Source organism: Streptomyces sp. NPDC036764, from assembly GCF_055609385.1.
Window position 1 is genome coordinate 216,731 of sequence record NZ_JBVJPT010000012.1, and the last position, 12,366, is coordinate 229,096.

Annotated in this window: 10 protein-coding genes; 3 read left to right on the top strand and 7 right to left on the bottom strand. The window is 71.0% G+C overall.

Features of this window, described 5'->3' with window-relative positions; all coding sequences use genetic code 11:
- Positions 1–6: 6 nt before the first annotated feature.
- The 6 genes from sepX to galU form a co-directional block, all read right to left on the bottom strand.
- Positions 7–1,308, bottom strand: coding sequence for a divisome protein SepX/GlpR (sepX, locus tag ACZ69Q_RS33795; RefSeq protein WP_471049399.1), 1,302 nt, complete (start codon positions 1,306–1,308; stop codon positions 7–9).
- 184 nt (positions 1,309–1,492) lie between these two features.
- Positions 1,493–2,098 carry a GNAT family N-acetyltransferase gene (locus ACZ69Q_RS33800; RefSeq protein WP_471049401.1) on the bottom strand — a complete coding sequence of 202 codons (606 nt, stop codon included), beginning with the start codon at positions 2,096–2,098 and terminating at the stop codon, positions 1,493–1,495.
- Between the two features lie 20 nt (positions 2,099–2,118).
- Positions 2,119–2,655 (bottom strand): MogA/MoaB family molybdenum cofactor biosynthesis protein, encoded by a 537-nt coding sequence (locus ACZ69Q_RS33805; RefSeq protein WP_471049403.1) that lies wholly within the window; start codon positions 2,653–2,655, stop codon positions 2,119–2,121.
- Positions 2,652–3,146 carry a cyclic pyranopterin monophosphate synthase MoaC gene (gene moaC / locus ACZ69Q_RS33810; protein WP_471049406.1) on the bottom strand — a complete coding sequence of 165 codons (495 nt, stop codon included), beginning with the start codon at positions 3,144–3,146 and terminating at the stop codon, positions 2,652–2,654. Before moaC ends, ACZ69Q_RS33805 begins: the two co-directional genes overlap by 4 nt.
- Before the next feature lie 86 nt (positions 3,147–3,232).
- Positions 3,233–4,555 carry a molybdotransferase-like divisome protein Glp gene (gene glp / locus ACZ69Q_RS33815; RefSeq protein ID WP_471049409.1) on the bottom strand — a complete coding sequence of 441 codons (1,323 nt, stop codon included), beginning with the start codon at positions 4,553–4,555 and terminating at the stop codon, positions 3,233–3,235.
- Between the two features lie 4 nt (positions 4,556–4,559).
- On the bottom strand, positions 4,560–5,462 hold the full coding sequence (gene galU / locus ACZ69Q_RS33820; protein ID WP_471049413.1) for a UTP--glucose-1-phosphate uridylyltransferase GalU: 903 nt from the start codon (positions 5,460–5,462) through the stop codon (positions 4,560–4,562).
- A 132-nt stretch (positions 5,463–5,594) separates the two neighbouring features.
- On the opposite strand from galU, the gene ACZ69Q_RS33825 reads away from it, so the two are divergent.
- Positions 5,595–6,170 carry a 5-formyltetrahydrofolate cyclo-ligase gene (locus tag ACZ69Q_RS33825; protein ID WP_471049691.1) on the top strand — a complete coding sequence of 192 codons (576 nt, stop codon included), beginning with the start codon at positions 5,595–5,597 and terminating at the stop codon, positions 6,168–6,170.
- 69 nt (positions 6,171–6,239) lie between these two features.
- On the opposite strand, the gene ACZ69Q_RS33830 is transcribed toward ACZ69Q_RS33825, so the two are convergent.
- Positions 6,240–9,017, bottom strand: coding sequence for a penicillin acylase family protein (locus tag ACZ69Q_RS33830; protein WP_471049415.1), 2,778 nt, complete (start codon positions 9,015–9,017; stop codon positions 6,240–6,242).
- Positions 9,018–9,275: 258 nt separating this feature from the next.
- Here ACZ69Q_RS33830 and ACZ69Q_RS33835 point away from each other — a divergent pair, with 258 nt between their 5' ends.
- Together ACZ69Q_RS33835 and ACZ69Q_RS33840 are read left to right on the top strand one after the other, a co-directional pair.
- Positions 9,276–10,772 carry a potassium/proton antiporter gene (locus ACZ69Q_RS33835; RefSeq protein WP_471049694.1) on the top strand — a complete coding sequence of 499 codons (1,497 nt, stop codon included), beginning with the start codon at positions 9,276–9,278 and terminating at the stop codon, positions 10,770–10,772.
- Positions 10,773–11,057: 285 nt separating this feature from the next.
- A complete protein-coding gene (locus ACZ69Q_RS33840; protein WP_471049418.1) occupies positions 11,058–12,350 on the top strand; it encodes an MFS transporter in 1,293 nt (430 codons plus the stop codon).
- The last annotated feature ends 16 nt before the right edge of the window (positions 12,351–12,366 follow it).

Consider the following 12,366-nt stretch of genomic DNA (forward strand, 5'->3'; position numbering starts at 1 on the left):
GGCCGGCTACTCGTTCGCCGCGCGCGGCCGGTCGCCTTCCTCGTACTGGTCGAACAACGGCGTACGGCCCCGCTCACGCGCCCGGCGGGCGGCAGCGCCCGTGGGGTTCCCCCCGCGCGAGCGGGTTCGAGCGTGAGGGAGGGAGTCGCCACGGCCGTCCCCCTGACCCTTCTCGCCGCCGCGCGCCGACTCCGGCGACTGCGCCTCCCGAGCGGCTCCGTCGCCGCCCTCGGCGCCCGACTCCCGGTCCCGGGCGACGGAGCTCGACCGTGCCGAGCTCCAGGCGTCCGCCGCCCCGAGGTCCACGTCGGCGGAGGCGCGCGGCGCGACCGGCGCCGTCACGTACGTCGGCAGCGGCACCGGGACCGGGTCCCAGCTCTCCCCGTGGCCGGGGCGGCGCTGGCGCTCGCGCTGCTGGTCGACCCACTCCGCGTGATCGGTCTGCTCGACGAGGGCGCGTCGGTCCGCGGCGAGGGCCGACGGCCCTGTGCCGGTGCCTGGTTCAGGCCCCTCGTCGGGCTCGTCGACACCGGCCCCGGCGTCGGCGCTCCCACGGCGTCGGGACTGGCGTGCGTGCTCGCGCAGCCGCTGTGCGGCGGCCTCGGCCTGGCGCCGGTCCATCTGGTAGGCGAAGCGACGGCGCTCCTGCGACCGCAGATACGCGATGTACCCGCTGAGCAGCAGGGCGGGAATGCCGGGCGCCCACAGGAACGCGAGCCCGCCGACCGCCGCGACGATCGCGCCGAGGGTGAAGGCGAGGAAGAGGACGACGGTGGTGCGCCTGCGGCGGGCGAGCGCCTTCGTGCGCCGGGCCCGTGCCGCGGCCGCCTCCCCCGCAGGGGGACGCCGGGCCGCGGGCACCCGCTTGCGCGGCCCGCCCTTGCCCGCCGGGCCGGAGCCCGGTTCGGCCGCGGGTCCGCCGGTGCGCTCGGACGAAGGCTTGGCCGCCGACTTGGCCGCCGGTTCACGGGCGGGTTCCCGCGCCGGCTCCGGGCGCCCCGATGCCTGAACCGGCGCCTGGGTCTGCGGACGGGTCGGAGGCATGGCGAAGGCCCGGACGTCCACCGACTCGGTGGCGTCGCCCGGGTCGTCGGCGCTGGGCTCCCCCTCGGTGGTGGAGCGCGCGCGCAGGTCCTTGGCGTACCGGCGCTCCATCCCCGCCCGTCCGGACAGCAACCGGATGGCTGTGCTGAAGCGTTCCGTCGGACGGGCCTCGTTCAGCTCGTCCTGCCTACGGAGCCACATCGGCACCAAGTAGGCGGCCCAGGCCCCGACAATGACTGCGTAGATGAGGCCGCTGCTGCTCACGCCTCACACGGTAGAGGGGTTTGCGTGAGGCCATCCGCCAATTGAGCCGGTGTGTCGCACGATCTGGCTGATATTTCGAACTTTTTTTGTGACCGATGCGATCAGCAGCCCGCTCGGGGCGCGAATTTAATGCCCTGAGCCGGTCATCCGGCGATCAATTTCGAACACGCATTCAATTACCGGGCTACGCGGGATTCCTCTTCTGGGAGCGTGCCCGCTGCCAGCGGGCGAGCAACCCTTCCGGGACCTCTTCCGCGGTGAGCGCGAACACGAGATGGTCGCGCCAGGCTCCGTCGATGTGGAGATATCGCGGACGCAGCCCCTCCTCGCGGAATCCGAGTTTCTCCACGACCCGCCGGCTCGGCCCGTTCTCCGGGCGAATGCAGACCTCGATGCGGTGCAGACCGACGGTCCGGAAACAGTGGTCCACGACAAGCGCCACCGCCGTCGGCATCACGCCGCGGCCCGCCACCGCCTGGTCCACCCAGTAGCCGATATGCCCGGAACACATCGAGCCCCAGGTGATCCCGGCCACGGTCAACTGCCCCACCAGCCGCCCCTGGTACTCGATGACGAACGGCAGCATCCGGCCCGCGCCCGCCTCGGAGCGCAGGTGCCGGACCATCTGACGGTAGGTCGGCCGGTGCGCGATCGGCCCGCTGGGCGTGGGCGGCGGAATCGTCGCCTCCCACGGGCGCAGCCAGTCCCGGTTGCGTCGGTTGACCTCGCGCCAGGCCCGCTGGTCGCGCATCTTTATCGGCCGGAGGACGATGTCGCCGTCCCCCAGCACGACGGGCCAGGATGGGCTGTTCAGCTCGCACCCCCGCTGCTCGGTCTGGGGTGGTCGCCGCCGCGGATCTGGTCGACGGCGTGGATCAGAAGGGGCTCCAGGACGGCCAGTCCGTCCTTCACCCCACCGCTGGAGCCGGGCAGATTGACGATCAGCGTGCGCCGCGCCACTCCGGCCAGGCCCCGGGACAGCGCCGCGGTCGGCACCTTGTCCCGGCCGAACGCCCGGATGGCCTCCGCGATGCCCGGGACCTCGTGGTCGATCACCTCACGGGTCGCCTCGGGGGTGCGGTCGGTGGGCGAGATACCGGTGCCGCCGGTGGTGACGATGACGTCGTACCCGGCGTCGACGCCGGCGCGCAGGGCGGAGCCGACCGGGTCGCCGTCGGGGACGACCTGCGGTCCGTCGACCGCGAAGCCGAAGCGCTTGAGGCCGTCGGCGATCAGCGGGCCGCCCTTGTCCTCGTAGACCCCGGCGGCGGCCCGGTTGGAGGCGGTGACCACAAGGGCGCTGTACGGCCCGAGCAGTGCGCCGCCGATCGACGCGTCCGATGTCATGACCGGCTCCAGTCGCCCGACTTGCCGCCCGTCTTCTCCTCGACCCGCACGTCCGTGATGACCGCTCCCTTGTCGACCGCCTTCACCATGTCGATCACGGTCAGCGCGGCGACGGAGACCGCGGTGAGAGCCTCCATCTCGACGCCCGTGCGGTCCGTGGTCTTCACGGTGGCCAGGATCTCCACCGCGTCGTCCGCTACCGACAGATCCAGTTTCACACCGGAGAGGGCGAGCGGGTGGCACAGCGGGATGAGGTCAGGGGTGCGTTTGGCGCCCATGATGCCGGCGATACGCGCGGTGGCCAGGGCGTCACCCTTGGGGACCCCCTCGCCGTGCAACAGCTCGATCACGCGGGGTGAGACGAGGACGCGTCCGCTGGCGCGGGCGGTGCGCGCGGTGACGTCCTTCTCGGAGACGTCGACCATACGGGCGGCACCCGCGTCGTCGATGTGCGTGAGGCGGTCCTGCGTGGGTCGGTCCTGCGTGCTCATGCTCGTGTGGCGCTCCCGGTCCGGGCCCGTCGCGGTGCGGCGCACGGGCCTGCTGTGCGCGACACGGTACCGCCAACCAGGGCCGGTCAGCCGAGCAGGACCACCTCGACCTCGGAGCCGGGCTCGACGCTCTCGGTGTCCTCGGGGACGACGATCAGCGCGTCCGCGTGCGCGAGGGCGGCGATGAGGTGGGATCCGGCGCCGCCGACCGGGCGGACCTCGCCGTCGGAGTACTTTCCGCGCAGGAACTGTCTGCGCCCCTTCGGCGAGGTCAGCGCCTCGCCGGCGGTGAGGGTCGCGGTCGTGCGCGGCCGGTGGACGTCCTCCAGGCCCATCAGGGCGCGGATCGCGGGGCGCACGAAGATCTCGAAGGAGACGTACGACGACACCGGGTTGCCCGGCAGGGCGAGCAGCGGGGTGTGGTCGGGGCCGATGGAGCCGAAGCCCTGGGGCTTGCCGGGCTGCATGGCCAGCTTGCGGAACTCGATGCCGCTGCCGGCCTCGTCCTCGTCGCCGACGTGCGACAGCGCCTCCTTGACCACGTCGTACGCCCCTACGCTCACGCCGCCGGTGGTGACCATGAGGTCGGCGCGCACGAGCTGGTCCTCGACGGTGGACCGGAGCGTCTCGGCGTCGTCGGCGACGGCGCCCACGCGGTAGGCGATGGCGCCGGCGTCACGGGCGGCCGCGGTCAGGGAGAAGCTGTTGGAGTCGTAGATCTGGCCCTCGGCCAGTTGCTCGTCGGGCTGGACGAGTTCGCTGCCGGTGGACATCACGACCACACGCGGCCGCGGGCGCACCCGTACCGTGCCGCGGCCGATGGCGGCGAGCAGGGCGATCTGCGACGGCCCGAGGACCGTGCCCGCCGCGAGTGCCTTGTCGCCGGCCTTGACGTCGCTGCCCTTCGCGCGCACGTGCGCGCGTGCCTTCGCGGGCCGGTAGATGTGCACCTGGCCCCGCGCGCCCTCGGGGGCGAGGCTGCTGGCGCGCATCCCGGTCACCGGGCCCTCGCCGAGTCCTCCGTCGGTCCACTCCACCGGAACGACGGTCTCGGCGCCGGGCGGCAGCGGGGCGCCGGTCATGATGCGGGCGGCCTGGCCGGGGCCCACCTGGGGCGCATCGGCCTGGCCCGCCGCGACGTCGCCGACGACTTCGAGCACCGCCGGGAACTCCTCGCTCGCGCCCTCGACATCCGCGACCCGTACCGCGTACCCGTCCATGGAGCTGTTGTCGAACGGCGGCAGGGAGATGCGCACCGTGACGTCGTCGACCAGGACGCAGCCCTGGGCGTCGAGCAGTTGCAGCTCGATGGGTTCGAGGGGGCGGACGGTCGTGAGGATGTCCTCCAGGTGCTCGTCCACCGACCAGAGGTGGTCCTGACCGGCGGGGCGGGGCGCGGCGGTGCTCAACTCGCTACATCTCCTCGGCTACGTAACTGCGAAGCCAGGTCCGGAAGTCCGGGCCCAGGTCTTCACGTTCGCATGCGAGTCTGACAATGGCACGCAGGTAGTCGCCACGGTCGCCGGTGTCATAGCGGCGGCCCTTGAAGACGACGCCGTGCACCGGGCCGCCGACCTTCTCGTCCTGCGAGAGCTGCTGGAGCGCGTCGGTGAGCTGGATCTCGCCGCCGCGGCCCGGCTCGGTCTTGCGCAGTATGTCGAAGATGTGCGGGTCAAGGACGTAACGGCCGATGATCGCGTAGTTCGACGGGGCGTCCGCGGCGGCCGGCTTCTCGACGAGGTCGTGCACCTTGACCACGTCACCGTCCTCGGTGGGGTCGACGGCCGCACAGCCGTAGAGGTGGATCTGCTCGGGCGCGACCTCCATGAGCGCGATGACGCTGCCGCCGCGCTGCTCCTGCACCTCGACCATCCGCTTGAGCAGGGGGTCGCGCGGGTCGATCAGGTCGTCGCCGAGGAGGACGGCGAAGGGCTCGTCGCCGACGTGCGGGGCGGCGCACAGGACGGCATGGCCGAGGCCCCTGGGGTCGCCCTGGCGGACGTAGTGCATGGTGGCCAGGTCACTGGACTCCTGCACCTTCGCGAGCCGGTCGGCGTCGCCCTTCTTCTGAAGTGCGGACTCCAGCTCGTAGTTGCGGTCGAAGTGGTCCTCAAGGGGGCGCTTGTTGCGGCCCGTGATCATGAGGACGTCGTCGAGGCCCGCGGAGACGGCCTCTTCGACCACGTACTGGATCGCCGGCTTGTCGACGACCGGCAGCATCTCCTTGGGAGTGGCTTTGGTGGCCGGCAGGAAGCGGGTGCCCAGACCCGCTGCGGGGATGACAGCCTTGCTGATCCGAGGGTGAGACTGAGTCATGCCCGCAACCTTATCCGGTGCCTTTGTAGGGAATCTGAGGCTCCGGTTATTTGGCTCTCATATGAGCACATAGGGAAGGGTACGGGAGGACCAGTGAGTCACACCGGACGTCCGGACGAGCCTGACAAGCGAATGTTGCGGCGGGAGTTCCTCACGGTGAGAAACAGGTTGACGGCGGATGACGTGCGGTCATCGGCGACCGCGCTGGCCGGCCGGGCACTGGAACTTCCCGAACTGGCGCACGCGGGCACGGTGGCGGCGTACGTCTCCGTCGGGAGCGAACCCGGCACGCTCGCGCTGCTGGACGCGCTGCGCGCGCGGGGCGTACGCGTGCTGCTCCCGGCGCTGTTGCCCGACAACGACCTCGACTGGGGCGCGTACGCCGGGCAGGCCTCCCTGGAGCGTGTCCAACACGGCGGAAAGATGGCCCTCTTCGAGCCCGGCGGCGAGCGCCTCGGCCCGGACGCCGTGACCGGCGCCGACGTCGTGCTGCTGCCCGGGCTCGCGGTGGACGCGCGCGGGATGCGCCTGGGACGCGGCGGAGGGTCCTACGACCGCGTCCTCGCCCGGCTGGAACGCGCGGGCGCCCGGCCGGCGCTCGTGGTGCTGCTGTACGACGTGGAGGTCGTCGAGCGCGTCCCCGAGGAACCGCACGACCGGCCGGTGCACGCGGTCGTGACGCCGTCGGGGGTACGGCGGTTCCGCTGACGCGCTCGGCCCGAAGACGCGAGCGGCCGCCACGCGTGCGTGGCGGCCGCTCGAATCAGCGAACCCGGGTCAGGGCTTGAGCACGAGCGTGTCGCTCGTACCGTCGCCGACCGCCTTCTCCGAGAAGGACCAGTCGAGCAGTTCGCCGTCGGCCCACTTGTCCGTCTGGTCGGTGTAGTGCGCGTTGTAGGCGTGCCCGGAGGCGCCGGTGAGGTTGATCCACTTCGACTTGTCGAGGTCGCCGAGGTTGACCACCATGCGCATCGACGGCACCCAGACGACGCCGTAGCCGCCGGCCGCGTTCCAGCCGCTGGCGTTGACCGTGGCCTCGCCGCCGCTGAGCTTCCAGGGGCCGCGGTTGAGGGCGTACTGGAGGAACCCGGGGCCCTCGGTGCCGAGGGTCTGGTTCTTCAGGAACAGGCGGTGCAGCCGGCCCCAGTTCCAGGTGTCGATGTCCTTGCCGAGCTTGGCGGTCAGCTCCCAGCGGGCGTCGATCATCGCGCGCCTGAACAGCTCGTCGCGGTTGTCGGCCGAGGGGCGGGTGCCCGAGGCCGGCGTCTTCCACCAGTCGCTGTCCTCGTCGTTCATCAGGCTGCGCACGACCTCGAACCAGCGGTCGCCGCCGTCCGGCTGCGCCTGGTCGGGCTCGCGCTCCCCGCACTCGCGCACCTTGTCCGTCTCGTCCGCGGGGCCGGTGGTGTTGACGGGGTCGACCCACAGGCACTGGCCCTCGACCCGCAACTCCTTGGGCAGCTTGTTGCCGAACGCGAGCTTGAGGATGTTGCGCCAGACCGAGTTGAAGTAGGCGGCGGCCGCCGAGTCGGCGTCCTGGGTGTAGTCCCAGCCCTCCAGGAGCTCCTGCGCCTCCCGGATGGCCGCGGCGTCCCGGACGTCCTTGTCGGAGATGTCGATCTTCAGCAGCTTGGGCACCAGCAGCTTGGCGATCTCGCTGCTGTTGTCGAGCTGCATCTGGCGCATGTCGTCGGTGGAGATCTTGCCGCCGTCGTCGATCTTCGACTGGATCAGGTCGTTGATGCGCTGGCTGCGGGCGCCGTAGCCCCAGTCCGTGGTGAGCGTGTACGGGTACTTGGCCTTGCCGATCACGGCCTGGTTGGCGGTGACGATGTAGCCGCGGGCCGGGTCGTACTCGTACGGCAGCTCGTCGTCGTCGATGTAACCCGTCCAGCGCGACTTCGCGTCCCAGCCCGGCGCCGGGACGGAGCCGTCGTAGCCCTGCGGGCGCGTGGGGATCTTTCCGGGCAGCGTGTAGCCGATGTGGTTCTCGGTGTCGGCGTAGATCAGGTTCTGCGAGGGCACGTCGAAGAGGGCCGCCGCGGCGCGGAATTCGGTCCAGTTCTTCGCCTTGTCCATGGCGAAGACGGCGTCCATGGTCGTGCCCGGGTCCAGCGCGGTCCAGCGCAGCGCGATGCCGTAGCCGTCGCCGCGGTCGGGGGCGGCGGTGTCGACGGTGGCCTTGCGGCCGACCTTCACGAGCTCGTCGCTGCGGTCGGACAGCAGGGGCATCCCGTCCTTGGTCTCCCGGACGACGATCTTCTTGGGCTCGTCGCCGGCGACCTTGATGGTCTCCCGGCGCGTGGTGAAGGGCACCGTCTTGCCGTCGTACAGGTAGCCGTCGCCGGAGAGCTTCTCCAGGTAGAGGTCGGTGACGTCGACGCCGGAGTTGGTCATGCCCCAGGAGATGTTCTGGTTGTGGCCGATGACCACGCCGGGCATGCCCGCGAAGGTGTAGCCGCTGACGTCGTACTGGCACTTGCTGGAGACCGAGCGGCAGTGCAGGCCCATCTGGTACCAGACGGACGGCAGCGAGGCCGACAGGTGCGGGTCGTTGGCCAGCAGCGGCTTGCCGGTGATCGTGTACTGCCCACCGACCACCCAGGAGTTGGAGCCGATGCCGTTGCCGTTCACGCCGACGGCCGTGGGGAGGGAGTCCAGGACCTCCTGGAGGCCCGCGAGCTGGCCCTGCAGGCCCGCGGTGCCGGAGGAGGTGCCCGTGCCCGCCGTACCGTTCGTGGACGAACCCGCGCCGGCCGCGGAGCCCGTCGACCCGAAGGTCTTGGTGACCTCGTCGTACTGGCCCGCCTGGACGATCGTCTTGTTGCGGCTGTACGGGTACTGCGGGTACAGGTCCGCGATCTCCTTGGGGCCGAGGCGGCTGGTCATCAGGGCGCGGTCGATCTCGTCCTGCATGTTGCCGCGCAGGTCCCAGGCCATCGCCTTCAGCCAGGCGATCGAGTCGACCGGGGTCCACTTCCCGGGCTTGTAGTCGTTGGTGAAGCCGAGGGCCGCGTACTCCAGCGAGATGTCCTTGTTGTCCTTGCCGTCCAGGTAGGCGTTGACGCCCGCGGCGTAGGCCTGGAGGTACTTCTTGGTGGACGCCGACAGCGTCTTGTCGTACTCCTGCTTCGCGATCCGGTCCCAGCCCAGGGTGCGCAGGAACTCGTCGTTGTCGACCTGGCCCTTGCCGAACATCTCCGACAGCCGCCCGGACGTCATGTGCCGGCGTACGTCCATCTCCCAGAACCGGTCCTGGGCCTGGACGAAGCCCTGCGCCATGAACAGGTCCTCGTCGGAGGAGGCGTAGATCTGCGGGATGCCGTAGTCGTCGCGCTTCACGTCCACGGGCCCGGACAGGCCCTTGAGCGTGATCGATCCCTTGGTCTGCGGGAACGACGCGCGGACGGTGCTGATGGACCAGTACGCCCCGCCGGCCACGCCCGCTACGACGGCCAGCACCAGCACGAGGACGAGCAGGCGGGCTCTGCGCCCCTTCTTCCTGCCGGACTTGCCGGGCTGTTGACCCGTGGAGGCGGTGGTGTTGGGGGGCATCGCTGTCCTTGCTGTCCTAACGCGAGCGGCAGGCGGTCCTGGAGTGCTGGAGCAACCATAGGCGCAGGGCCCAGTCCAACTTGACGCGGAGTAGGGAACCAGCACGGACGGACGTTCGATCATGCAACGCGAAGCGTCAAGAAATCGTCAAGAGTTAGGTAAGGTAACGAAGTAGTTGGGTGCGGAGAACCGCCACTTCGTGTCCTATGTACGTGAGCCCTCGCGCGTACGCGCGTCGGCCAGGGAAGGGAACGGCCGCTGACTGTCCACGACCTCAACCAGCTCCTGCTCGTCTGCTCGCTCGTCCTGCTCGTCGCCGTCGCAGCGGTTCGGATCTCCTCGCGCAGCGGGCTCCCCAGCCTGCTCGTGTACCTGGGCATCGGTGTGCTCATGGGCCAGGACGGCATCGGCGGCATCCGCTTCGACGACGCCGAGCTCACCCAGGTCATCGGGTACGCGGCGCTGGTCGTGATCCTGGCCGAGGGCGGTCTGGGCACGAAGTGGAAGGAGATCAAGCCGGCCCTGCCGGCCGCCTCCGCGCTGGCGCTGATCGGGGTCACGGTGAGCGTCGGGGTCACGGCCACGGCCGCGCACTACCTGGTCGGCCTCGAGTGGCGGCAGGCGCTCATCATCGGGGCGGTCGTCTCCTCCACGGACGCCGCCGCGGTGTTCTCCGTGCTGCGCAAGATCCCGCTCCCCTCGCGCGTGACGGGCACGCTTGAGGCGGAGTCCGGCTTCAACGACGCCCCCGTGGTCATCCTGGTGGTCGCCTTCTCCCAGGCCGGCCCGATCGAGCACTGGTATGTGCTGGCCGGCGAGATAGCCATGGAGCTGTCCATCGGCGCCGCCATCGGCATCGCGGTGGGTTTCCTGGGCTCCTGGGGCCTCAGGCACGTGGCGCTGCCCGCCTCCGGCCTCTACCCGATCGCCGTCATGGCCATCGCCGTCACCGCCTACGCGGCCGGCGCGATGGCGCACGGCAGCGGCTTCCTCGCCGTGTACCTCGCCTCGATGGTGATGGGAAACGCGAAGCTGCCGCACTGGCCTGCCACGCGCGGGTTCGCCGACGGGGTCGGCTGGATCGCCCAGATCGGCATGTTCGTCCTGCTCGGCCTGCTGGTCACCCCGCACGAGCTGGGCGACGACATCCTGCCCGCGCTGGTCATCGGGCTGGTGCTGACCATGGTGGCGCGACCGCTGAGCGTCATCGCGTGCCTGGTGCCGTTCCGTGTGCCCTGGCGGGAGCAGGCCCTGATGTCCTGGGCCGGGCTGCGCGGCGCCGTGCCCATCATTCTGGCGACGATCCCGATGGTGAGCGGCATCGAGAGCAGCCGCACGATCTTCAACATCGTCTTCGTCCTGGTCGTCGCCTACACCCTGATCCAGGGGCCGACGCTGCCCTGGCTCGCCCGCAAACTGGACCTCGGCCAGGGCCCCACGCCCTCCGACCTCGGCATCGAGTCGGCGCCGCTGGAGCGACTGCGCGGGCATCTGCTGTCCTTCGCGATCCCCGCGGGTTCGAAGATGCACGGCGTCGAGATCAACGAGCTGAGACTGCCTCCGGGGGCCGCCGTCACCCTCGTCGTCCGCGACGGAAAATCGTTCGTTCCGCTGCCGACGACGGTGCTGCGGCGCGGGGACGAACTGCTCGTCGTCGCCACGGACCCGGTGCGCGACGCCGCCGAGCGCCGGCTGATCGCCGTGGGCGCCGGGGGCAAGCTGGCCGGGTGGCTGGGGACGAACGGGGCGAACTGATCGCAGGCGGCTCGACCGCCCGACGAACTGTTCACAGGTGAGACACCGCGCAGTGCTCATTTTCACAAGGTCAGCGGCCCCTGCGCCCTGTACTATGCAGGCGTAACCCCAGATCGAACCAACTCTGCCTGACGCAGAGCTGGCGCGACCGACCGTATGGCGGCCGGGACGTCCTTACCTCAAGTGGACGCCGGTATCTACCGCAGTTCCGCGCAAGAGGACAGCTCTCGGCGCCGCCCCCCACCCCAAGGGGCCGTGCTACCAGGCGGCAGAAAGGCACGGACCGTGGCGTCCACGGTCACCACCGAGCCGTCGAAGGACTCGCCGACCTCCTCCCGCCCCGGATACGGACAGTTGCTGCGCACCCGCGGCGCCTGGACGTTCCTGCTCCCCGGCTTCGCCGCACGCCAGCCGTTCGCGATGCTGACCATCTCCATCGTGCTGCTGGTCCAGCACACCACCGGTTCCTACGGTGCGGCGGGCGCCGCCGCCGCCGTCACCGGCGTCTCCATGGCACTGTTCGCGCCCTACAGCGGCCGCCTCGCCGACCGCTACGGGCAGCGCACCGTCCTGATCCCCGGCGTCCTCGTGCACACCGTGTCCGGCCTGACCCTGACGGCGCTGGCGCTGGCCCACGCACCCCTGTGGGCGCTGTTCGTGGCCGCCGTGCCGACCGGCGCCTCGGTGCCGCAGGTCGGCCCCATGGTGCGGGCCCGCTGGGGCGTGAAGCTCCAGGGCTCGCCCCTGATGACCACGGCCGCCGCCTTCGAGTCGGTCACCGACGAGCTGACCTTCGTCGTCGGCCCGCTGCTGGCCACCGCCCTGTGCACCACCGTCGACCCGTCCGCGGGCCTGGTGACGGAGGCCGCGCTCACGCTGCTCGGCGGTCTGCTGTTCGCCGCGCAGAAGAGCACCCAGCCCTCGGTCACGCCCGCCGGGCACGCACGCGTGGAGCACGCTTCCGCGCTGCGCGTCCCCGGAGTGCGCGTACTGATCGTGACCTTCCTCGGCATCGGTTCCGTCTTCGGCGGCATGCAGGTCTCGCTGGCCGCCTTCAGCGAGTCGATCGGCGAACCCGGACTCAACGGCGTCCTGTACGGCACCTTCGCCGCGGGCAACATGCTCTCCGGCATCGCCTGCGGCGCGATCGCCTGGAAGGTCGCCCCGCAGCGCCGCCTCCTCGTCGGCTACGCCGCCCTCGCGCTGGCCGCGTCCGGCCTGTGGGCCGCGCACTCGGTGCTCGTCCTGGCCGGCCTAGGTCTGCTCGTCGGCATGTGCATCGCTCCCGCGCTGATCACCGGCTACACGCTGGTCGACAGCCTGGTTCCGGCCGGTGCCCGCACCGAGGCGTTCACCTGGCTCACCGGTGCGGTGGCGCTCGGCCAGGCCGCCGCCGTGACGGTCGCCGGGCAGCTCGAGGACCGGCTGTGGGGCGGCGCCGGGTTCCTGGTGCCGATGGCCGGCACACTGCTGGCCCTCGCGACCCTGATGGCGCTGCGCTCCCGGCTCGCGGGGCGCCCCGTCAGCCGTACGGTCGCACGTGGCGTGGGTCACCGCGTGCCGGTGGCAGTGGACTGAGCGGCGGGAATACGTC

Coding starts and splice junctions, on each gene's coding strand:
- ACZ69Q_RS33805 (WP_471049403.1), bottom strand. CDS start 2,655: ATGACATCGGACGCGTCGATCGGCGGCGCACTGCTCGGGCCGTACAGC.
- ACZ69Q_RS33830 (WP_471049415.1), bottom strand. CDS start 9,017: ATGCCCCCCAACACCACCGCCTCCACGGGTCAACAGCCCGGCAAGTCC.
- ACZ69Q_RS33825 (WP_471049691.1), top strand. CDS start 5,595: ATGTTGCGGCGGGAGTTCCTCACGGTGAGAAACAGGTTGACGGCGGAT.
- galU (WP_471049413.1), bottom strand. CDS start 5,462: ATGACTCAGTCTCACCCTCGGATCAGCAAGGCTGTCATCCCCGCAGCG.
- moaC (WP_471049406.1), bottom strand. CDS start 3,146: ATGAGCACGCAGGACCGACCCACGCAGGACCGCCTCACGCACATCGAC.